18 protein-coding genes are annotated in these 22,696 nt (G+C 66.4%); 13 read left to right on the forward strand and 5 right to left on the reverse strand.

From position 1 onward, the window contains the following. Positions 1-118: 118 nt before the first annotated feature. From rpsI to AB0H76_RS36795, 4 genes are all read right to left on the reverse strand, one after another. Positions 119-574, reverse strand: coding sequence for a 30S ribosomal protein S9 (gene rpsI / locus AB0H76_RS36780; RefSeq protein ID WP_357332222.1), 456 nt, complete (start codon positions 572-574; stop codon positions 119-121). 59 nt (positions 575-633) lie between these two features. Continuing rightward, a complete protein-coding gene (rplM, locus tag AB0H76_RS36785) occupies positions 634-1,077 on the reverse strand; it encodes a 50S ribosomal protein L13 (protein WP_357331925.1) in 444 nt (147 codons plus the stop codon). 179 nt (positions 1,078-1,256) lie between these two features. Beyond that, on the reverse strand, positions 1,257-2,741 hold the full coding sequence (locus tag AB0H76_RS36790) for a hypothetical protein (RefSeq protein WP_357331927.1): 1,485 nt from the start codon (positions 2,739-2,741) through the stop codon (positions 1,257-1,259). A gap of 64 nt (positions 2,742-2,805) precedes the next feature. After that, the gene (locus tag AB0H76_RS36795; RefSeq protein ID WP_357331929.1) at positions 2,806-5,466 is read right to left on the reverse strand and encodes an FHA domain-containing protein; all 2,661 of its coding nucleotides are present in this window, start codon (positions 5,464-5,466) and stop codon (positions 2,806-2,808) included. Between the two features lie 120 nt (positions 5,467-5,586). Between AB0H76_RS36795 and AB0H76_RS36800 the strand changes: the two genes are divergently transcribed. Further along, on the forward strand, positions 5,587-7,029 hold the full coding sequence (locus AB0H76_RS36800; protein ID WP_357331931.1) for a metallopeptidase: 1,443 nt from the start codon (positions 5,587-5,589) through the stop codon (positions 7,027-7,029). Here the strand turns inward: AB0H76_RS36800 and AB0H76_RS36805 are convergent, their stop codons facing one another. After that, the gene (locus AB0H76_RS36805) at positions 7,030-8,283 is read right to left on the reverse strand and encodes an FHA domain-containing protein (protein WP_357331933.1); all 1,254 of its coding nucleotides are present in this window, start codon (positions 8,281-8,283) and stop codon (positions 7,030-7,032) included. Between the two features lie 195 nt (positions 8,284-8,478). On the opposite strand from AB0H76_RS36805, the gene AB0H76_RS36810 reads away from it, so the two are divergent. The 12 genes from AB0H76_RS36810 to AB0H76_RS36865 all read left to right on the forward strand — a co-directional run bounded on the left by AB0H76_RS36810 (position 8,479) and on the right by AB0H76_RS36865 (position 22,666). Beyond that, entirely contained in the window at positions 8,479-9,684 is a 1,206-nt protein-coding gene (locus AB0H76_RS36810) for a hypothetical protein (RefSeq protein ID WP_357331935.1), read from the forward strand. 76 nt (positions 9,685-9,760) lie between these two features. Further along, positions 9,761-10,975, forward strand: a complete 1,215-nt coding sequence (locus AB0H76_RS36815) for a hypothetical protein (protein WP_357331937.1) — start codon at positions 9,761-9,763, stop codon at positions 10,973-10,975. After that, positions 10,972-12,207 (forward strand): hypothetical protein, encoded by a 1,236-nt coding sequence (locus AB0H76_RS36820; RefSeq protein ID WP_357331939.1) that lies wholly within the window; start codon positions 10,972-10,974, stop codon positions 12,205-12,207. Before AB0H76_RS36815 ends, AB0H76_RS36820 begins: the two co-directional genes overlap by 4 nt. Before the next feature lie 9 nt (positions 12,208-12,216). After that, positions 12,217-13,764, forward strand: a complete 1,548-nt coding sequence (locus tag AB0H76_RS36825) for a protein kinase (RefSeq protein WP_357331941.1) — start codon at positions 12,217-12,219, stop codon at positions 13,762-13,764. Between the two features lie 38 nt (positions 13,765-13,802). Then, positions 13,803-15,023 (forward strand): hypothetical protein, encoded by a 1,221-nt coding sequence (locus AB0H76_RS36830; RefSeq protein ID WP_357331942.1) that lies wholly within the window; start codon positions 13,803-13,805, stop codon positions 15,021-15,023. Between the two features lie 35 nt (positions 15,024-15,058). Then, on the forward strand, positions 15,059-16,186 hold the full coding sequence (locus AB0H76_RS36835; protein WP_357331944.1) for a hypothetical protein: 1,128 nt from the start codon (positions 15,059-15,061) through the stop codon (positions 16,184-16,186). A gap of 47 nt (positions 16,187-16,233) precedes the next feature. Beyond that, a complete protein-coding gene (locus AB0H76_RS36840; RefSeq protein WP_357331946.1) occupies positions 16,234-17,460 on the forward strand; it encodes a hypothetical protein in 1,227 nt (408 codons plus the stop codon). Positions 17,461-17,467: 7 nt separating this feature from the next. Then, positions 17,468-18,661 carry a hypothetical protein gene (locus AB0H76_RS36845; protein ID WP_357331948.1) on the forward strand — a complete coding sequence of 398 codons (1,194 nt, stop codon included), beginning with the start codon at positions 17,468-17,470 and terminating at the stop codon, positions 18,659-18,661. A 13-nt stretch (positions 18,662-18,674) separates the two neighbouring features. After that, positions 18,675-19,898, forward strand: coding sequence for a hypothetical protein (locus AB0H76_RS36850; protein WP_357331950.1), 1,224 nt, complete (start codon positions 18,675-18,677; stop codon positions 19,896-19,898). Positions 19,899-19,989: 91 nt separating this feature from the next. Beyond that, positions 19,990-21,594, forward strand: a complete 1,605-nt coding sequence (locus tag AB0H76_RS36855) for a serine/threonine-protein kinase (RefSeq protein WP_357331951.1) — start codon at positions 19,990-19,992, stop codon at positions 21,592-21,594. A gap of 410 nt (positions 21,595-22,004) precedes the next feature. After that, on the forward strand, positions 22,005-22,340 hold the full coding sequence (locus AB0H76_RS36860; protein ID WP_357331953.1) for a WXG100 family type VII secretion target: 336 nt from the start codon (positions 22,005-22,007) through the stop codon (positions 22,338-22,340). A 35-nt stretch (positions 22,341-22,375) separates the two neighbouring features. Next, positions 22,376-22,666: a WXG100 family type VII secretion target gene (locus AB0H76_RS36865; protein ID WP_357331955.1), complete on the forward strand. Its 291-nt coding sequence runs from the start codon at positions 22,376-22,378 to the stop codon at positions 22,664-22,666. Positions 22,667-22,696 lie beyond the last annotated feature (30 nt).

The following is a 22,696-nucleotide window of genomic DNA, read 5'->3' on the forward strand; positions in this document are numbered from 1 at the left end:
AGCACGAGAGCAGGCAACCAGCCGAAGCTGGAAGCCTGCTCTCATACAGCTGCCACGCCGACCGGTCCGCCCCCGACACCACCAGGGTGACGGACAGCGGCGGCCGGCGAAGCCAAAATCAGCGCTTCGAGTACTGAGGCGCCTTACGGGCCTTCTTGAGGCCGTACTTCTTACGCTCGACGGCACGCGGGTCACGAGTCAGGAAGCCGGCCCGCTTGAGGGCGGGACGGTCGTCCGGGGTGACCTCGATCAGCGCACGGGCGATGGCCAGACGCAGCGCGCCGGCCTGACCCGAGGGGCCGCCGCCGTGCAGCAGGGCGACGATGTCGAAGGACTCGGCGCGCTCGACCAGGACCAGCGGCGACTTGACCAGCTGCTGGTGCACCTTGTTCGGGAAGTAATCCTCGATGGTGCGGCCGTTGAGCACGAAGTTGCCGGAGCCGGGAACCAGTCGCACGCGGACGACGGCTTCCTTACGACGGCCGACGGTCTGCACCGGGCGGTCGATCAGGACGGGGGCGAAGGCTTCGGGCTCGGCGTCGTCGTAGCCGTATTCCTCTTCGACGACCTCCACGACGGCGTCGCCATCGGCGACCTCCGTGGTGAGTTCTTCGGTGTATTCCTCAGGAGCGGTCACTGGGCCACCTGCTTGATCTCGAAGGGAATGGGCTGCTGGGCTACATGCGGGTGGTTCGGGCCCGCGTAGACCTTGAGCTTGCCGGCGATGGCGTTGCCCAGCTTGTTCTTCGGGATCATGCCCTTGACGGCCTTCTCCACGAGACGGTCCGGACGCGACTCCAACACCTGACCGACAGTGCGGCTCTTGAGGCCGCCCGGGTGGCCACTGTGGTGGTGGATCAGCTTGTCCTGCTTCTTGTTGCCGGAGATGGCAACCTTGTCAGCATTGATGATGACGACGAAGTCGCCGCCATCGAAGTTCGGCGCGTAGGTCGGCTTGTTCTTGCCACGCAGCAGGCCAGCGGCCTGCACGGCAAGACGGCCGAGCACTACGTCAGTGGCGTCGATGACGTACCACTTGCGGGTAACGTCACCAGCCTTGGGGCTGTACGTAGGCACAGTGCTTCCCTGTCTGTAGTCGGTGTTGCCGGCCAGCGTGTGGTCGAGGTATCCCGGCGGCCGGTGGAGACCCAGGACTCGGTGGTCGACCCAAATCGCACTCTTCGCAGAGCGCTATCTGAGACGTCCACACGCCAACGAGCCACGATACCGGACCGGCATCAATTCACCGAATCGGGTCAGATCCGCACCGGAGGACCTGGGTCGACGCCGTCGTGCGGCGCCGGGAGGACGTAGCGGAGGTGGTCGATATCGGCGGGCTCGCAGGTGCCGGCCGGCCGTTCGTTCGCGGTGGCGATGCCCGGCGGCTGCTCGTTGAGGATGTAGGGCGTCTGCGAGCAACCGGCCAGCGCGGGCCCGGCCTGGCCGGGCGTACCGGTAACCGCGAGCAGCAGCCCGCCGGCCGCGACGCCCGCCCCGAACAGCTTGCCCTTGGTCTTACCCCAGAGCTTGGCCTTGCGCGGTTGCGCCGATTCCCCTTCGTCCTCGTCGCTGTGCACCGGATCACCCCAGGGCTCGCGGGCCCCGTGGCTCGGCGGCGGCGGATACGGCGAGCGCGGACCGGCCGGGCTCGGCGTCGCGGGCGGACGGGTGAACCGGCTGCCCACCTCGCCGGCGTCCGGCGGCGCGGCCTGCTGAACCAGGTCGTCCCGGGTGACCCGGGTGGTCGGCGCGTCCACCGGCGCGGTCGAGGGATAGCCGGGACCGTAGGTCACCACGGGTGCGGCGGTCTGCGGCACGGCCGGGACCTCCCTGCGCACCGGCGGAGGCGGCGGCGCCGCTTCGGCATGGCGGCCCGAGGACTCCGGCTCCCCGGATTCGTTGTCGGTGACCAGCAGATGCGTCGCCCCGAGCACCAGCGCGTGCATCGGATGATCGGCGACCTGCAACCGGTGACCCAGATGATTCTGGAACGCCAGCCGCAGCGCGTCGTTGAAACAGACATTGCCGCACAGCAGCACGGTCGAGGTGTCCGCGCCGATCGAGCGGGCCGCGGCCATCACCTCGATCACCACGTTGTCGGCGGAGCGGGCATCGCGCATGGCTTCGGCGTCGACCGGAACATCGACCGATTCGGTCGGCATCTCGTCGTCACCGTGCACCGCGACCACCAGCATGGTGCGGCCGTCGGAGTAGACGCCCGTGGCGCCGATACCGCGCGGATTGCGCTCGTCGGGGCGGCGCACCAGGCCGAGGGCACGCACGTACCCGGACAGCGCGACGCTCTCCGGCAGCGGTTCCACCGTGACGTCGAGCTGCTCGACCAGGGCGGCGTAGACGTCGACCTTCTCGTCCGGCCACGGGTCGGGATAGGGCAGCGCCACCACGTCCGGCTTGCCGCGCAGGTGTTTGCCGATCGCGGCGAGCGGGTTGTAGAGCCGGGCCCGGAAGACGAGTTCGGCGGGCCAGGTGGCTCCGGCGACCACGATCTGCGGGTGCCCGAGGATATCGCGCACGTCGGCGATAGCGCGCCCCAGATCCGGGCGCGCCTGTTCCACCCCCGCGGTGTGCAACCGCCCCTGAGCATCGGCCAGCAGATAAGCCGGCGGGGTATAGGTACCTTCGACCTGCACGGGACGGATCGGAACTCCGCCGCCGCCCGCAGCTACGGACACCACATCCCAGCCGAGATGTACCGCCCCTACACGCACTGTCACAGGCATAAGTGTGCCTGCTGTCCGAACCGAACGCTCGCGATGCTCGCCGGGCCCAGGTCAACCACCGATTTCACGAGGCGGTCTTCTTCAGCCGCAGCCGGCGCCAGGTGAACAACGCCAGAATCAGCGCCAAGCCGACGAGCGCGCCCATGTCGATGCCCCACCACAGCGGCTCGTGCTGCCAGAATTTGTCCGGTTTCGCCGAGATCACCAGGTCACGCAGATCGACCGTCGCGGCGCTGGCCGAGTAGCCCCAGCGCGACGGGAACAGCCACGAGGCCTGCTCGAGCCCGGGCCGGTCGGTGACCGGGATGAACGAGCCCATGGTCACCAGCTGCACGACCAGCGCCAGGATCAGGCCGGCCATCATCTGCTCGTTGGATTTCACGAACGAGGAGATGAGCAGGCCCAGCACCACGCTGGTGATGGCGAGCAGGGTGAGGTCGGCGAACAGCTCCAGCGCGCCCATCGGAATCACGACGCCTTCCTCCGGCGCGTTCTTGAGCAGCAGCACGATCCCGATCATGACCGCGATCTGATAGGCCGCCGCGACGCTGAACACCAGGATCTTCGCCCACAGGTACGCGAAGGCGGACAGCCCGACCGCGCGTTCGCGGTGGAAGATCGTCCGCTCCCCCACCAGGTCGCGCACGCTCAGCGACATACCCATGAAGAACCCGCCGATCACGAGGAACGACAGCAGTGTCTGCGCCTCCCCGCTGTTGGGCACCACGAAATTGCCGGTCACCGGGTCCATTACGAGCCCCGGCTTCTTGAATCCGTTGCTGCCCGGGGCCGCCAGGGTGAGCAGGCCGACGATCAGCGGCATCAGCAGCAGCGACAGCGAATACACGCGGTCGGCGAACATCAACCGGATCTGCCGGCGCGCCAGCGTCGAGAACTGTTTGCGGGAGTTGGTTTTCGGCGGTTTCCCGGCCGGCCCGGTGCGCTGCACCGGCGGGGGCGGCGGCATCGGCGCACCGGCCTGGCGGGACCGGTAGGCGGCGAAGGCCTGATCCGGATTGGCCGCGACGTCGCCGAAGATCTTGGCCCAGTCGCTGGTGCCCATCGCGCTGCCGACTCCGGACGGATGCCCGCAGAACGCGGTCTTGCCGCCGGGCGCGAGCAGCAGCACCTGATCGCACATGTCCAGGCAGGCCACCGAGTGGGTGACCACGATGACGACGCGGCCGGCGTCGGCCAGCTCGCGCAGCATCACCATGACCTGACGGTCCAGCGCCGGATCCAGGCCGGAGGTGGGTTCGTCGAGGATGAGCAGGGACGGACCGGTGAGCAGCTCCATCGCCACCGACGCGCGTTTGCGCTGACCGCCGGAGAGCTGGTCGACCCGGGTGTCGGCGTGCTCGGTGAGCGAAAGTTCTTTCAGCACACCGTCGATCACCTTCTGGCGATCGGCCTTGGTGGTGTCGGGCGGCAGCCGCAGTTCGGCGGCGTAGCCCAGGGCTTGGCGCACGGTGAGTTTGAGGTGCAGCACGTCGTCCTGCGGGACCATGCCGATGCGGGAGCGCAGCGCCTCGTATTCCCCGTGCAGGCTGCGGCCCTCGAAGGTGACCACGCCGACGGACGGATTGGTGGCGCCCGCGACCAACCGGGCCAGCGTCGACTTGCCCGCGCCGGACGGGCCGATCAGCGCGGTCAGCGACCCCGGACCGGCCTGCATGTTCACGTCGATGAGCAGCTGCTTGTTGTTCTCGACCGTGAAGCCGACGCCGTGCACGGCCAGGCCCTGCTCGGCGGCCGCCTTCTTGCGGTGGACCAGGGTGCCGTCCTGCACCTCGAAGTCGACGTTGCCGATGGTGACCACGTCGAGCTCGCGCAGCACCGTGCTCTGCTGCCGGTGGCCGTTGACGAAGGTGCCGTTGGCCGAGCCGAGATCCTCGATGACCAGCTCGCCCTTGCGCGCCACCAAACGCGCGTGCTTACGCGAGGCGAGCGGATCGTTGACGACGATCTGGTTGTCGGTGGTGCGGCCGATGCCCAGCCCGGTGGGCGGAATCCGGTCGGCCTTGGCGATCGGCTCGGTGGAAGCCTTGGCACGCTTGGGCGCAACGATCGGGCGGCTCTTGAAGTCCGCCTTCATCGTCATGTTGAAGTTCGGCTGCTCGGGCTCGGCGCCGGTCGGCGGTGGCGAGGGCGGCTGGTAGGACACCGGCGGCACCGGCTGGTGGTGCGGTGGAATCGGTTGCTGCGGTTGCTGATACGTGCGTGGCGGCTGGTACTGCTGATAAGGCTGTTGCGGGCGCGGCGGCTGAGGTGGCTGCGGCCGGTGTTGCATTTGGGAAGGCTGATAATTCTGGGGCTGTGATGGCGGTGGCTGCGGCGGGCGGTGCGGCTGCTGCGGCGGAGGCTGATAACTCTGCGGCTGGGCCGGCGGCTGTGGCGGTCGCGCCTGCGGGCGCGGCCCGGGCGTCAGACTGAGCAGCGGCCCGGTAATGGCGTCGCCGAGGCGGACCTGCGTCGGACGGTCGATCGTCACCGGCTGACTCAACCGGCGCGCGTCCACGAAAACACCGTTGGTACTGCCGTTATCGGAGAGCACCCAGCCGTGCCCCTGCCAGGCGAGCGTCGCGTGCACCCGGGAAACCAGCGGACTGTTGACGTACAACGTCACCTCGGGCGCCCGGCCCATGGTGATTTTCTGCGCGGAATCGAAGACCCGTTCGGTTCCATCATGGCGCACGGTGATGGTCTGCGCCCCCGGTGAAGACATGCAGCGGATACTATGCCATCACCCGGACATCGGCGGTGCCCCCGACGCGCCTGCAACCGGTTGTTAAGCGAATGACAAGTGAGCGTTGTGTTAGTGAGACCGGCCGACTTAGGGGGAGCCTTGCCGAAACTTCCAGTAACCGCAGTCGTTACGGTTCTGCTCTGCGCGATTGCCTTGCTGGCCGGTTGTACCCGCTCGGTGGACGGGCGCGCGGTATCGGTTTACGACGACCCGTTCAAGGTCGCCGGGCTCCCCACCACACAGGGTCCAAGCGGCCCCCGCCAAGGCGTGGCGGACACCTCTTTGCAAGCGACCAACGGTGACGGCGGCGAGATCGACAAGCTCGCGCTGAACGCGGTCGACGACATCCAGACCTACTGGGGCGCGGAGTACAAGAAGTTCTTCGACGGCGACTTCGCCCCCGTCGACAAGCTGATGTCCTGGAGTGCGAAATCCCCACGCGCGCAGGCGCCGGAGTTCTGTAAGGACACCACCTACCGGCTGGTGAACGCCGCCTACTGCCGCCTGGACAACTCCATCGGCTGGGACCGTTCGGTGCTGCTGCCCACCATGGTCGAGACCTTCGACAAGATGTCGGTGGTCATGGTGCTGGCGCACGAATACGGGCACGCCATCCAGACCATGTCCAAGATCGTCGGCACCAAGGATCCGGTGATCGTCAAGGAGCAGCAGGCCGACTGCTTCGCGGGCGCCTTCATCCGCCATGTGGCCGAGGGCAAGGCCAAGCACTTCACCATCAACACCTCCGACGGCCTGAACAAGGTGCTCGCCGCGACCGTGGCGATCCGCGATTCCAACCCCGACGATCCGGAAAGCGTGCACGGCTCGGCCTTCGAGCGGGTGACCGCCGTGCAGATCGGTTTCACCGACGGCCCGGCCTCCTGCAAGCGCATCGACGCCGATGAAATCACCTCGCGGCGTGGCAATCTGCCGCAGACCTTCGGCGGTCAATCCGGCGAGTATCCGGTGAACAAGGAGACGCTGGTCGAGCTCAGCAAGGCGCTGGCCTCGATCCTGCCGATCGACAAGGCGCCCACCTACGACTATTCGACAGCCAAGATCGAGTGCAAGGACGGCACCACCACCAACCCGGTGTCATATTGCCCGGCAAAGAATCTCATCGCCACCGACATTCCCGAGCTGGCCAAACGCGGCACCCGCAGCGACGATGAAGAGGAAAACCCGCTCCCGCTCAAGGTGAACGGTGACTACAACGGCTACGTGGTGTTCATCGCGCGCTACGCGCTCGCGGTGCAGAAAGCGCACGGCCAGTCGCTGACCGGTGCGAAAACCGGATTGCGGGCGGCCTGTCTGGCCGGCGTGGTGACCGGGCAGCTGGCGGACCCGAGCCGTTCTCGCGAGCAGGGCGATATCGCCTTGGCCGCAGGCGATCTGGACGAGGCGGTGTCGGGCTTGCTCACCGACGGCCTGGCGGCCAGCGATTCCCGGGGGCAGACGGTGCCGAGCGGGTTCTCCCGCGTCGACGCGTTCCGAGCGGGCGTGCTCTACGGCGAGAACACCTGCATGTCCCGGTATTCGTAACTATCCGAAGGGTGGCGGGGCCGCGGCTTCGAAGCGCAGCACCCGGTTTCCGATCATCACCTCGGTGCCCGGCACCAGGACCATGGGCTGGTTCGGGGTGAGCCGGATCCAGTCGCGGTAGCCGGGCAGGCGGGTGCGGGTGCCGTTGGTGGAGCCTCGATCCACCAGTGCCACATCCCAATTCACCAGGTGTAGTTCGGCGTGCGCGCGGGACATGCCGCCGGAGGTGTCGTCCACTTTCAGCGGGACCAGCCCGCGATGCTGGGCCGCCTCGGAGTGTTCCGGGTCCCGGCCGAGTACCGCGTCGGCGGCGAGCATGTAGGTCATGCCGTCGTCGAGGACCAGCATGCCCAGCGGCGGGCGGACCACCTCGGCGATCGGCTGGGTCTGATCGACCGGCATCCCGCACACCGTGCAGAAGGCCGAGCGCGGATCGCTGGGATGCGCTCGGGCGCATTTGAATCCGCGCACCTTGACGACCAGCGTCGTGGCTTTCGCGGTGGCCTCCAGGCGCGCCTGCAGGTCGGGATCCGGCAGCGGGGCCGGGTTGGTGCCGCCGGCTTCCAGATCGCCCTGCTCGGTCAGCGCGTGGTGTGGATCCTGGTCGTGCACCGAGGTTTCCGAATGCGCTTGCGGCTCCCGGGGTTCGGGGTCGATGCGCGCGGTCGGCAGCGGATAAGGCTGGTCGACAGGAGTTTCCGCGGGAACGGACCGGGCCCCGTCGGTCCAGACCACCGCCCCGGCGCCCTGCGCGACACCTTCGACGAGCCGGCCGATGCCGCGCTCGGCGGGCAACTCCGGCGCCACACCCGGGGCGTCGTCGGCGAACAGCGCGATGGCGCGCGCCGGCAACGCCGCGACCCGGTCGACCGTGAACGCGGCGTCACTGCCCCGGAACTGCTCCACACCCGCGACGCCGGCCAAGATCGCGGTGACGTTGCCGTGCAGGAAGATGGCCACACCGCCGTGCTCGGCCGCGGACAGGATGCCGAAATCGATGGGCACCCCCGGGCTGATCCGCTCGGCGTGCTTCATCAACCATCGCGTGGCCTGGCGAGCCACCAGCGCACCCGGCCCGCGCGGTGCCTGCCCGGCGGCCTCCCGAACCAGCTCGGCCAGCGATTCCAAGGCCCGGACGGCGGTCGATTCCGGGGTCGGCCGATCCGGCTCACGATGCGCGACAACCACCAGCGCACCCCCGACCCGGGCCACGGCGTGCGTGCCCGCGACCACCTCGACCTGCTGATCCTTCACCGGAATCGGCCTCCGCCGAGAACTGGGTTTTGGATCGCGGTCATGTCACACAGGGTAGTGGCCCGCGGCGGCCCCGGGAGAACAAACCTCGGCGGCCCCGGTCGGCGGCGCTAGCCAGCAGACATTTCGGTCGCTCGGAGGGGCGGTTTTCCGGTAACTTCGAGAGGCACATACGGGAGGAACGAGGGGCCTGTCATGGTTCGGATGTCGCGGGTCGCGGTCGGTGCGGCGTGCCTGCTGGTGGCGGGGATGCTCACCGCGTGCAGCGGAGTAGCGGGCAGCCCCACCGCGGGCGAGCTCGATGTTCGCACGCTGGAAGTCGGGCCCTACCCGGTGGACCGGCACAAATACGAGCAGAATTCGAGCGGCAAGGGCGCGGTGCTGGAAGGTATCCGGATGGCCGATGCCGTGCCACCGACGGTGAAAATCGATCCCTCGCTCATCCACGGCCGCGGCAATACCGTGTTCACCGATATCGACACCGCGGTCGACTTCTTGGCGAACGTCTCGGCTCCGATCCTCGAGAAGCGGAAAATGGTGGCGGGTTACGCCGCGAGCGGCGCCGATCAGGCCGACCCGGACGGCTCGACCCGGCCGGCCTCGGGCACCACCGCCATCACCACGGTGGTGCTGCGTTTCCCGGACGAGTCCGCCGCCAAGTCCGCGGCCAAGGAACTCGAGGACGCCGATATCAGCGTCTCCCCCGACAACCGCAAGCTGCTGTCCACCAAATATCCGGACGCGTTTCTGCATTGGCGTCCGGGTGTCGCCAATGTCGGTGCCTTCCATGCCTACAAGAGCTTCGTGATCTCGCTGTTCGTCGCGCGTCCCCGGGCCGACAGCACCGACCTGATCAGCTGGGTGGACAAGACCCTCGCCGTGCAGACCTCGGTGCTGGACACTTTCCAGCCCACTCCCGCCGACAAGCTCGACTCGCTCAACGTCGATCCCGACGGGATGCTGGCGCGCGTAGCCGTGCAGGAACGCAAGGAACACGAGCCCGATCCGCAGAAGTTCGCCGCTTACGGGCCGAACCATTTCGTCCACGATTCCGAGGACGAAGGCCGCGCCATCAAACTGCTGGAGTCGACGGGCGTCGACAAGACCGCGCACGTTTCGGCCAGTTCGGTGTTCCGGGCGCGTGACGAGGCGGCCGCGCAGCAGCTGATCCCCGGCCTGATCACCGAGGCGGGCGACAAGTTCGACTCGATCAGCGCACCCGATGACGTCCCGGGCGCGAAGTGCTTGCGGCTCAACAGCAAAGGCGATTCCGAGCGCGACTACAAGTACCGCTGCTATGTGCAGTACAAGCGGTACGTGGGCCTGGTGACCAGCGACAAAGAGCCGGATGTGCGACAGAAGGTGGCCGCACAGTACGCCCTGCTCGCCAACAGCCTGTAGGTAAACCACCCACTGGCACAGACCGTTTGGTCGCCTGTAGCATCCTCCGCGGGAGTTGGTTCTGCGGAGGGGAAGCATGCGTTTCGGCATGGGGTGGAAAGCTATTCGGGTCGCGAGTGCCGTGCTGGCGGTGACGCTCGGCGCTGGTGCGTGCGGATCAGAGCAACCGGCGGCGGCCGCCTTGCCGCCGGAGCCGGTGGTCGATCTGAGCACGCTCGACGTGGGCAATCACCCGACCGCACCGCGCGACTACGGCACGGTCAAGTCGCTCGAGCAGGCGAAGATCATCGAAGCCGAGCGGCTGGCGAACGTCCTTCCGCTCACCTCGACCATCGATCCGCGCTTCGCGTTCGGGCACAAGCTCACCTCGCGCGTGTTCTACGATCCGAAGCACTCCGACCTGAGCGATGCCATCAAGCTGGACAAATTCGCCGAGGTCGCACCGGATTTCATCACCGGTTTCGCCAGCGGCGGCACCACCGATCGGGAAATCCAGGGCGTCGACCTGATGAACGTGGTCATGGTGTTCCCGGACGAGCAGAAGGCCGCCGAGATGGCGGTCGCGCTGGAATTGTCCGACCGTGGCTACTCCGATCAGAACGTGCCGGTGGAGATCCCGAAATATCCGGCGGCCAAGGCGCATTGGATTCCCACCAAGCAGTCCATCGGCTCCTGGTTCGCGACCGGAAAGCTGGTCGTCTACAGCTGGGTGTTCGACTATCTGCGGATTACCGCCGAGGTAGTGGATCAGGCCGAATTGCTGAATCTGGTGCAGAAGAGCCTGGACTCCATCGTGCCCGCCGTCGCGAAATTCACGCCGACACCTTCCGACCAGCTGATGTCCCTGCCCGTCGATATCGACGGCATGCTCGGCCGGACCCTGCCGCGGATCAACGAGGAATTCGCCAACAATCCTCCGGGCGCGTTCACCGGTCTGGCCGGATTGCACTTCAGCGGGGAACCGCTCGAAGCGCGGCCCGCCTGGGAGGCCGCGGGAGTCGACCGCTACGCCCAGGACCAAGCCTATGTCTACCGGGCGCGGGATCGGGCAGCCGCCCTGCAACTGTTCACGGAGCAGACCACATTGGACAAGCGATTCCGCAGCGTCGCCACACCGGCGAATCTGCCGCAGGCCAAATGCAAGGAATACCTGGGCAAGGACAGATTCGCGATCCGCTTCTACTGCTCGGTGGCCTACGACCGCTATACCGCGCTGGTCTGGTCCGATCAGTTGCGCGATGCGCAGCAGCGGATTTCGGCGCAGTACGCACTGCTGGTGAACGCGAAATGAGCACTCGAATGCGACGCGGCGCGACCGCGACAGCAGTCCTCGCGCTGGCGGCGGTGCTCAGCGCGTGCGGTTCGACGATCGCCGGTACTTCGGCTCCCGGCGAAATCGATGTCCGCACGCTGAATGTCGGCAAATACTCGACCGAGCCGTATCACGCGCACAACGACGACTATGTCCCGTCCTTCGGTGTCAAACGCGAAATCGCCGCCATGCGGCTGGCCGACCATGTGGCAACCGCCTACGACATCGACCCACGACTGAAGACCGGCTACTGGCCGTCTGCCATCAGCACCGGGACGCTACCGGACGCCCTCGGGCGCCGCGCGGATCTGCAGCCGATCGCCGAGCGCCACAAGCTGGCCTACGGACTGGTGTCGAACGGCTCCGACAAGACCTTCGGCCTGCAAGTCGGCGCCGACGACTGGGCCACGAAGTCCACCGCCGACGAGACGATCATCGTTTCCATGATCATGCAGTTCCCGGATGCCGAGCGCGCGAAGCTGGCCGCGACCGAGTTCTACGACACGGACCTGGCCGCGAACCCGGACAATCAGGCTGTGCCGCTGTCGAAATACGCTGGTGCCCAATCTTATTGGCGTCCAGGAACACCGTTCCTGCGCACTCTGCAAACGCACGGCTCGTTCGTCGTCGCGTTCCTCGTTTCCACTCCGGAAGCGAACCTGGGCGCGCTGACCGCACTAGCCGAGAAGTCCTACGACACGCAGCTGCCGATGCTGGACCGCTTCCAGCCGATCCCGCTGATCGACGTGTTTCAGCTGCGCTGGGATCCGGACCATCTGTCCAGCCGGATCCTGAATTTCGACAACTCCACACCGCGCCCGAGCTACACCTCGCGCCGGATCGTCACCGGCCGTCAGGGCATGCTGCACTTCGCCAAGAACCGGGAAGTCGCCAAAACCAGTCTGGCCGCGCTCGATTCGGACGCCTTGGGAGTTCACGAGGACGCGATGGTGGCCCGCACTCCCGATGCCGCGACGGCCCGGAAGATCGTCGCCGACCTGACCGTGCCGTACGAAAAGGTACGCGTGGCGGCGGCCCCCGCGAATGTTCCCGACGCGGCCTGCGCGGAAACCAAGGAACCGAGGTTCCGGAACGGCCATTACACCTGCGTCGTGGCCTACCACGAGTACGTCGGATTCGTCAGCGCCGCCAAGATCGATGACGTGCACCAGCGAGCAGCCGCGCAGTACGCGCTGTTCGCGAACAGCTGAGGAGAACCCATGCGCCCGGGCACCATCGTCGGCGGCTATCGGATCGAGCGGGTACTCGGTGCCGGCGGGATGGGCACGGTCTACCTGGCCCAGCATCCCAGCCTGCCCCGCACCGACGCCATCAAGGTGCTCAGCACCGAGCACACCGCGGATGACGAATTCCGGGCCCGGTTCGAGCGGGAGGCCAATCTCGCGGCGGGACTGGATCATCCGAATATCGTCTCGGTGTACAACCGCGGCGAGGAACACGGGCGGCTGTGGATCGCCATGCAGTACGTGCGCGGCACCGACGTGGCCGCCGTACTCGAGCGCGACCCGCGGTCGATGAATCCCGTTCGCGCGCTGCGGATCATCACCGAGGTGGGCCGCGGCCTGGACTACGCCCACCGAAAAGGGTTGCTGCACCGCGATATCAAGCCCGCGAACTTTCTGCTCTCGCAGGAGGACGACGACGAAGAGCGCGTGCTGCTCACCGACTTCGGCGTGGCGAAATCCTCCGACGACGCCAACGAACTCACCCAGACCGGCACCTTCCTGGCCACCATCGCCTATGCCTCGCCGGAGCAATTGTCCGGTGAGCGACTGGATCCGCGCTCGGACATCTACAGCCTGGCCTGCTCGCTGTACAAGCTGCTCACCGGCCAGAACCCCTTCCCGGGTGCGCAACCGGCGATGGTGATGATGGGCCACCTGCAACAACCGCCGCCGCGCGCCAGTGCCGTGAATCCGGGACTGCCCGCCACCCTGGACCAGGTCTTCGCCCGGGCCATGGCGAAGAATCCGGCCGAAAGATATGCCACCTGCCGGGAATTCACCGACGCCGCCGCCCGGGCCCTCGGCGGCGAGGCACCGCCGCACACCTCCCCCACCTACCCGATTCAGGCCGGCGCGCCCCAGCACTCCTTCGCTCCGCCCACCGACCGATGGACCTCGGCACAGGTGTCGCCCAGCCGAACCCGCGCACCATCGCGCTGGATCGCTGTCGCCGCGGCAGCCGTCGTGGTCGCCCTCGCGATCGCCGGCGGCGTCTGGTTCGCCGGCCGCGACGACTCCGGTGGCGCTCCCGTGGCCGCCACGTCCACGAAACCCACCGCGACGCTGCCGCCGAAAGAACAAGCGCGCAGCGACAATCCGAAGTTCGCGGGTAAACCGATCCTGATGGTCAACATCACCGGCACCGGGCGCGAGGACGAACCCGATATGGCGATCTTCCTCGCGGGCGGCAAATCGACCACGTTCCTGAGCGAACTCGGCTTCGTCTACAACGAGAACTTCGCCCCGAAGCGGGACGAAACGACGCTGCGCGCGGTCGCGAAGGATCAGACCTATACCGCCTTCAACGCGGTCACCAACGGCTACATCCTCGCCGTGCGCAGCGACGCCCGAGCCGGCGGCGGCGGGCTGCTCGGCTTGCCGCACGCGCTGCTCAGCACCAAGGCGAACGTCCTGGTCATCGATGACGCACAGGCGGTCAACGCGCTCCGGTACTGGTCCGCGGACTCCGACCAGGTGCTGCTCAGCAAATTACTGCCGGTGCTGAAAGCGGGGGTCCAGTAGTATCGCGGCAGCTGAACGAAGTACCGGGGAGGAACGGCGTGCCGAGCGGATTGCGGGCGGGCGGGCGGTTCTGGGGAGCAGCGCTGGTCCTACTGCTGTCCGGCTGTGCGTCCTCGATACCCGGTCAGGCGCTGCCTGTGATGACCCCGGTTGACCTGAGCCGGCTGAATATCGGTGCGTTCGAGGCGAAACCGGTCGATCAGGTGCCCGAGGCCGAGGACAAGCTCGCGGTCTTCCAGATCGAATCCCGGCGGATGCTGGGGTCTCTCGTCGCGCCCGACACGGTGGACGGTGCGCTGACCGACCTGGTCGGCACCCACCTGCTCGTCGTGGGCACCCCTGGCATGTACAGCGAATACGGCGCCAACCTGCCGCCGCAGTTCCAGCCGGTGCTGGAGCGCAACTATCTGATCGCCGGCGCCATGACGATCCGCTCCAACGGCGATCCGCGGGCACTGAAAGGTCTCGCGGTAGGGATACTCCGGTTTCCAACCGCGGCCATGGCGCAGACGGCCGCCGCCGAATTAGACACGGCTACCGGTGAATTCAAGCCCGACCGCCACCCGGTCGCCGTTCCGAGTAACCCGCTGGCGCACGCGTCGGTGGCCGAGAGCGATCGAAAAGGCTATCTCTACATTGCCCGTGGACCGTTCGTGACGATCGCGATGTCCACCCACTCCGACGCCAATGGTCCTGCGCCCCAGTTCCAGAAGGTGCTAGAGCTGCAAAGCCCCGAACTCGACAAGCTGACGCCCACCCCGGTCGACGATATCCTCGACCTGCCGACCAACCCCGACGCCATCATGCGCCGCGTCCTGCCTACCCTGTTCAAGGCCGACGATCTGGACGTGCCGCAGGAGACCGTCGGCGTATTCGGCCCGGCGGCGCATCTGCATTACGAACGTGACAGCGTCGGCCTGCGTCAGGCCTACGCGGACACCGGCGTCGACCTGGTCGCCCGGAACAGCGGAATCGTCTACCGGACAAACGATCTCGCGAGCGCCTTTCGATTGCAGCGCGCCTTGACCAAGCTCGGCCCCCGGGACGAGGCCATCCCCGCGCCGCCCGGCGTCACCGATGCCGGCTGCGTGCGGTTCGACGCGAGCGCACCACCGCAGGACATCCGGTATCTGTGCGCGGTGGTCTACGGCAGATACGTCGCGGCCGTCGGCTCCCGTGGCAAGCCGGGCGGAGCGCTGGACGCCACGCTGTATCAGCGTGCGGTCGCGCAGTACTCGATCCTGGCCAAGAGCGAATGACCCACTCCGATCAACGCATTCGCACCGCATCGGCCGTGCTGACGACCATCGCACTGCTCGCCGTCGGCTGCGGTGGCAGCGAATCCTCGGACAGCGCCGATCCGGCGAAGCTGGACGCCGGCAACTACCCGACCGCACCCCGCGCGGTGGACAAGGAACGAACCGCCGAGACCGGCGCGATCCAGGAGGCCATCGAACTCGGCAGTTTCGTCCCCCTGATCACCGACCTGGACAGCCGCTTGGTCCACGGACGCATCGGCGTCTCCGGCAGGATCACCCCTCAGCATCCGCCGGTCACCTGGGTGACGCCCGCCGACAACTTCACCGAGCTGGTGCCGGGCCTCGTCGCCGGCTGGCGCACCGCCGGCTCACGACGCGCGGAAAGCCGGCTGGGACTGAACGTCGAACTCGCGCTCCTGCGCTTCACCACCCCCGAGCTGGCAGCCGGCGCAGCCCGCGTCCTCGCCGCGGAAGCTCACCGGAAGTACCCGCCCAAAGGCCCCCTGGAGATCCCCGGTTACCCCGGCCAGACCTTCCTGAGCCACTACGACGCTGTCGAAACCTGGTTCCCCCGGGGCGATTTCCTGGTGCAGCTCTACGTCGGCAACCCGCTCGCCACCCCACCCGACTCCGCACCCCTGCTGGACTTCGCCAAGCGAACACTCGACAAGCAATTCGACCTGCTGCGGGGCTACACCCCCACCGCACCCGACAAACTCGCCGAAGTCCCCGTCGACCCCGAAGGCCTCCTGGCCCGCACCCTGCCCACGACCAACCCCGGCACCTACGAGGACCGGACCGGCGTCTACCCGATCGCCGCCGAACTGCACCTGCGCAGCCGCCCCGACCTCATGCAGCGCGCCTACGCGGACGCCGGAGTCGATCTCATCGCCACCGCCGGCTCCCAGGTCTACCGCACTGGCGGCCCGGCAGCCGCGGAACGCCTCATGGCCGCGCTCACCACGGACTACCCGACCACGCACTACCCCTACGACAGCCCACCCGGCCTGCCGGAGGCCAAGTGCTACAAGAGCAGAACCCGCTCCCAATTCGTCTGCTACCTCACCTACGCCCACCTGGTGGCCGAGGTAGAGGCAGATCAACCGCAGGATATGAACCAGAAGATGGCCGCACAGTACAAACTGCTGGCGCATGGGCGGTAGGGCGGTCACGTAGGATCGCGCCGAGATCGGGCGTAAGGAGGGGGAACGTGGAGTTCGGGGGAAGAACGAGAGCTCGCGGGCGACTATGGGCGCTGCTCGCCATGGTGACCGTCGCGGGGGTGGGATGCTCGTCGGCCACTATTTCCGGGAATCCGCTACCGGGGCTGACACCGGTCGACTTGCGCGTACTGAAGACCGGCGCGCACCCGACGGAGCCGACGGCCTACGACCCCGGTTTCAGCACCGTCTTCGATGTCCGGGAAATCGAAGCCCGGCGCATGCTCAATTACCTGGTGCTGCCGAGCGATATCGACAGCGAAATCGCCGAACTCGGGGACGTCCAGTTGTTCGACGATGCCGGGATACCGTTCATCCGGAAGACCATCCCGGAGAAGTACCGGCCCGCGCTCGTCGACAACAAGATGCTCGTCGGCGCCTACGTCTCCCGGATCAACAGTGACCTGCGCAAGCGCAAGAAGCTGATCGTCTCCCTGCTGCGCTTTCCGACAGCGGCCGCCGCCGAGCAAGCCGTGACCGACATGGACCGCATCACCTTCGCCGACTCGGACCGCCATCCCATTCCGGTCGAGGGCTACCCCACCGCCAAAGCCTCGTCGGCCGATGACATCACCATGATTTCGGTCATCGCCCGGGATCGACTCGTCTTCCTGGTGAACGCCGGTGTGCCCCAGCCGGATTCAGTCGCGCTGGCGAACATCGCCAAAAAGACGATCGATGTCCAGTTCGCCCGGCTGAGCCAGTTCGTGCCCACACCGTTCGATGACATTCTCGACTCGCCGGTCGACCCCGACAGCATCATGCGGCGCACCCTGCCCAAGTCGAAAGACGGCACCGACCCGTTCTACGTCGACACCGACTTCGGCGCCCTGCAGGGCAGCGGCGAACTGCACTATGAGCGAAACCCGGTGGAAGCAAAGAAGGCATTCGAAGAAGCCGGGGTGGACCTGGTCGGTCGCCGTGCATCGATCGTCTACCGCGCACGTGACCTCGCCGCCGCGTTCCGGTTGCAATCCGTTCTCATGCGAACGGGGCGGAACGACGAGGAGTTGCCGACACCGCCCGGGCTTCCGGATGCTCGGTGCATCCGGCTGGATGCCGGCGACGTGCTCCGGAATTTCGACGAGATGTGTGCCGTGGTCTACGGCCGGTACGTCGGGGTCGTCGCCACGAAATCGAAGCTGGCAGGCGGTATGAATCCGGATCTGTATCAGCGTGCCGCTGCCCAATACTCCGTTCTGGTCAAGGGTGAGTGAGCAGGCCGTGCGTTCCAGAACAGTCGTCTTCGTCGCCGCCCTGGCCGCCATAACGCTCGTGGCAGGGTGCGGCGAAGACAGCCCGAAGGCGGATACGCCGACCCTGGATATCGCACGTCTCGACTCGGGAAACTATCCCACGGTGCCGCGCGATATGGAGACCGTCCGATACGACCTGTCCGGCGCCGGATTGGAAGCCGTCCGGATCGGCGATCTAACGCCTCTGCCCTTCGAGATCGACGGAAAATACTCGTTTCAGCGTCTTATCAATGTCGACCGCCGAACCACCCGGGAATCCACGCCGCAGCTGTACTCGTTGACCGAAGCGGAATTCTTCGATCTCGCACCGGGCTTCGTGACCGGCTGGGGCGCCAGCGCGGAACGGCGCGATTCGCCTTCGCTCGGCAGTGGCGTGGGTTACGAAATCCTGCGGTTCGAATCCGCCGACCTCGCAACGGCGGCAGCTCGCCGGTTGGCCGCGCGCCAGGCGGCTAACCTGCCCGGTGACGCGGTCCCGCTCACCGGATTCCCCGGCGCGCAAGCGAAGTGGTCACCGAGCAAGAAGTACCTCGATACCTGGACGCCGCGTAATGAGCTGGTGCTCTACGTCCATGTGGAGGACCCGATCAGCGAGCCGCCGGAATCCGGGCCGCTGGCGGAGTTCACCCAAGAAGCCCTGGAGAAACTGACCGAGGCGCTGGGCGGTTACCAACCCACGCCGGTCGACCGGTTGAACTCGCTACCGATGGACCCGCAGGGTGTCCTCGGCCGCGCTATGCCGATGGAAGAGCAGCACAAGCGCGATGGTCACGACCAATCCCTGGTGATGCCGAGGCAAGCCGCAGTGCATTTCGAACTCCAGCCGGCGCTGGCAAAAGCCGCCTTCGACGACGCCGGTGTCGACCTGGTCGCGTTCGCCGAATCTCGCGTCTACCGTGCCCGGGACGCGGACAGCGCGGCACGTTTGATGGCGGCCTTCATCGCCCATCGCAGCAACGGCTGGCAGCCGATAGCCGAGCCGCCGAATATGCCCGGCGTGCAGTGCTTCATCACCAAGGAAAAGCAGCCCTACGCCGACCGCTACCCTCCGTCCTGCTTCGTCGCCTACGACCGATTCGTAGCACGGGTCACCGGCAAGAACGCGCAGGAGCTGCATCAGAAGGCGGCTGCGCAATACAAACTGCTCGCCTACAAGTCATAGGACAGGGGTACATATGACGCTCGCCATCAGATCGAAGTCGTCGCGTGCCGTCTGGGCGTTGCTCTTCGCCGCGGTACTCGCGGTTGGTGGGTGTAGCGCGGAGGTGAGCGGAAACGCCATTCGCACGCAGCCCGACCTGTCCCAGCTGGACGTCGGAAATTATCAGTCGAAACCGCGCCAGGTCGGAAATGCCAAGAACGTCAAGCAAGCTCGGGCCCGGGAAGCGCAACGACTGGCCGACTACGTCATCCTCCCTTACGAAGCCGATCCGTCCTATGTGGAAGACACCTGGTTCGCCCGGTCCCATATCGTGCTCAACCGCAAGACCCTCGGAAATCTGGTCATCAACGACACCTTCGACGATGTGGCAAAGGATTTGGTCGCGGGCTGGGTGAATGCCTGGGCGACGGCCCCGGGCGCCGAGGACAAACGGCGCACCGCGAATATCGCGGTGCTGATGTTCCCCGACGCCAAGACCGCGCAGGAGGCCGGCCCGGCCTTGGAGCACGATGACTTCACCTACAACCCCGAGAATCAACCCGTCCCGATCACCAAGCACGCCAATACTTATGCGCATTGGCGGCCGGGCACGTCCTCCATCGGGTCCTGGACCGTGCACGACCGCTACGTCGTGTTCGTCAAGGTGGTAGACGATGCGTCCGCGCCCGACCTGCCCGCACTGACCGGACACGTGGAGCGGCTGCTCGACGCACAGCTGCCCGTGCTCAGCACGTTCCAGCCGACACCGGCCGCCGATCTAGCGCGCATCCCGCTGGATCCGTATGGCGCTATGGGTCGCACACTGCCGAGCAACCCCGAATCACCGTTCCGTGCCGAGCCCGATGGCTATTACACTGGTCGCGGTGCCGTCACCCTGTTCCAGCGAGCGAATCCGCAGACCTTGCCGACGTTGGAAAACAGTGCGCTCGAATATGTTTCCTTCGGCGACGCGGTGGTTTTCCGCAGCCGAACCGCCAAGGACGCGAACACGTTGTGGGAGAAGTGGCGGTTATCGAAGGACGTCGGCGAGAAAGAAAAGCTCGTCGACGTGCCCGCGGCGTTGCAGGATAACGCGGAGTGCAAAGCGGAGTACCTGGGATCCGGTGACACGCGGACCCTGGGTGGGCACATCTGCATATTCCGCGTCGATCGATACGTCGTACAGGCCCGCAGCAAACAGCTCCCGGATCTGCACCAGCGGATCTCGGCACAATACGCGCTGCTCACCAGCGCCTGACAATGCGGCGGGTCGAATCCCGACCGGTGGCTTGCTAGATTTCTCCAGGACGCTCGTGCTCGGTGCGTCCGACATCGTTGAGGAGGACCGAATGGCGTTGCGGCCCGGCGCGATCGTGGGTGGCTACCGGGTGATCCAGCAGCTGGGCAGCGGCGGCATGGGCACGGTGTATCTGGCCCAGAATCCGATTCTGCCGCGCCGCGACGCCTTGAAGGTCCTGAGTTCGGAGCTGTCCGAGGACGCCGAGTTCCGCGCGCGGTTCGAGCGGGAGGCCAATCTCGCGGCGGGACTGGATCATCCGAATATCGTCGCGGTCTACAACCGCGGCGAGGAGGACGGTCAGCTCTGGATCGCCATGCAATACGTCCAGGGCACCGACGCCGCGGAAGAGGCGAAGCAGGGCCCGGGAGTCATGACTCCGCAGCGGGCACTGCGCATCGTCGCCGAGGTCGGTAAGGGCCTGGATTACGCGCATCGGCGCGGGCTGCTGCACCGCGACGTGAAGCCGGCCAATTTTCTACTCTCCGCGCCGGAGGAAGGCGACGAGGAGCGGGTGCTGCTCACCGACTTCGGCGTCGCCAAGTCCGCCGAGGACGGCCAGGATCTCACGCAAACCGGAAACTTCATGGCCACCGTGGCTTACGCGCCGCCGGAGCAACTGGTAGGCACGAGCCTGGATCCGCGTGCGGATATCTACAGCCTGGGCTGCGCCTTCTACAAGCTCGTCACCGGCCAGAATCCGTATCCCTCCACCATGCCCGCGGTGGTCATGATGGGTCACCTGCACGAGCCGCCGCCCCGGATCAGCGCCGCCAGGCCCGGCCTGCCGCACGAGCTGGACGCCGTGATCGACAAGGTCATGGCCAAGGATCCCGCGCACCGCTACAGCACCTGCCGGGAGTTCGTGCTCGCCGCCCAGGCCGCGCTGTACGGAACTCCGGCGCAGCTGCGAGCACCCGGCTTCGAGACCGATCCGCGGGCCACCCGCCACGGCTATTCGGCCCAACCGCACACGCCCGCCGCCGGCTATCAGACCGAGCCACACACACCGATCCCGCCGTACAATTCGAGCCCGTATCCGACCGATTCGCGGGCCACGGAGCGTACCGACCAGGGCTTGGTGGAGACCGCGAGAAACGGAAACCATAACCAGCCCGCGCGGTCTCGGCGCTGGGTAATGCCGGCCGTCGTCGGTGTCGTTGTGGCAGTCGCCATTGCCGCGGGCACATTCTTCCTGACCCGGCCACCCGGCGAACCTACCGGCGGCACGACCCTGGCCGATGTCCGTAAGCAGAATCCGGCGTTCGACGGCAAGACGATCACCGCGTTCAACTATGGGAATGCGACACTCTCCGCGGTATTGCATCCGAGCTCGCAAGCCGATTTTCTCCAGCAAATCGGCTTCCGCTACAGCCCCAAATACAAAGCGGTCGGCGACGAGAGATCACCGCGTTCATTGTCGGTCACCACTAGCTCTTCCGATATCGACTCCGAGGTGGTGATCGTGCTGCGCACGGACAAAGACGCTGGAAACGGCGGTTTTCGCGGACTGCCCAGCGGCATCGCCAACAGCACGGCCAAGATCGTCGTCGTGGACGATCTTTCTACGGTGCAGGCCTTCCAGGTCTGGACCGGTCAATCCGAGGCGGCGCTGGTCGGGAAGATGGTTCCGGTAATCGCCAAAGTTGTGAAGTAGAACTCTCCCGCCGGGCCTCGCACCCCGGCCCGCTCCGCAACTCGGTGACCTGGGGATTGCTGTTATTGCGCTCGGGAATCGCTGTAGCGCGAGGAGATCGCATTGGGTAGGGTGATGCCCAGCCAGCCCACTCGCGGACAAGTTGTGGCGAGCAGGGGGAAGGAGGGGTTCACGCTGGCTAGCGACCGATGCGACGGCACCGCGGTCGAGATGTCCGGGGGGATCTCCATCTAGACCCTCCGTCCTCGGTGTAGCTGGTCGACTTTCGCGCCGGGCCTACGAGACGCGGCAAACACCACCAGATTTCTTCGAAACTGAGTGGAACCGATCGGGCCCAGGACGCGTCCAACCATATGAACGGGTCAACTGACACCTCGGACGTTGACGGTAAGCAGGAGGAGGAAGCCGTAATGGCAACATCGGATAATGTCAAGGCTGATGCGACAATCATCGCGCAGAAGGCGAAGGAATTTCAGGAGCAGCACGCCTCGCTCGCGGCGGCGATCAAGTCGCTGAAGGCAGATGAAGACGCTGTGACCACCGGCGCCAACTGGAACGGCCAGGCCCGGGACGCGTTCAACTCGTTCATGGAGCGCTACTACTTCCAGGCCGACAAGATGAACGACAAGCTGGCGGAGACGTCGGAAAAGCTCGTCAAGATGAGCGGCTCGTTCAGCGATCAGGACACTGACTTCTCCTCGAAGCTCCAGGCCCAGGTCTCCAGCCTCGATCTGCCCGCGGTCTAAGACTTCCGAACCACTCAGTACAAGGAGCCGAAATTATGTCCAAGCCGATTTCCGCTAATTTCTCGGGCGTCGAGGCCGGTGCCCAGCAGATCATCAAGCGCGCCGAAGGCGTCAGCCAGGAGCTCGAGGCCTTCCACAAGAAGGTCGAGCAGTACGTTCAGGATCACGGCGCTGGTGCCGCGAACGACGCCTTCCAGGCCATGCAGGCGACCTGGCAGCAGCAGACTGCCTCGCTGCAGCAGACCCTGAGTGGCGCCGCCTCGCTGGTCAGCTCGGGCAACTCGGAGCTGCAGAGCACCGACACCGCTCTGTCGAACCTCTTCTGACAGCTGCTCAGAACAATTCAGGCCCCCGGC

Source organism: Nocardia sp. NPDC050712, assembly GCF_040654295.1.
Lineage (GTDB): Bacteria > Actinomycetota > Actinomycetes > Mycobacteriales > Mycobacteriaceae > Nocardia.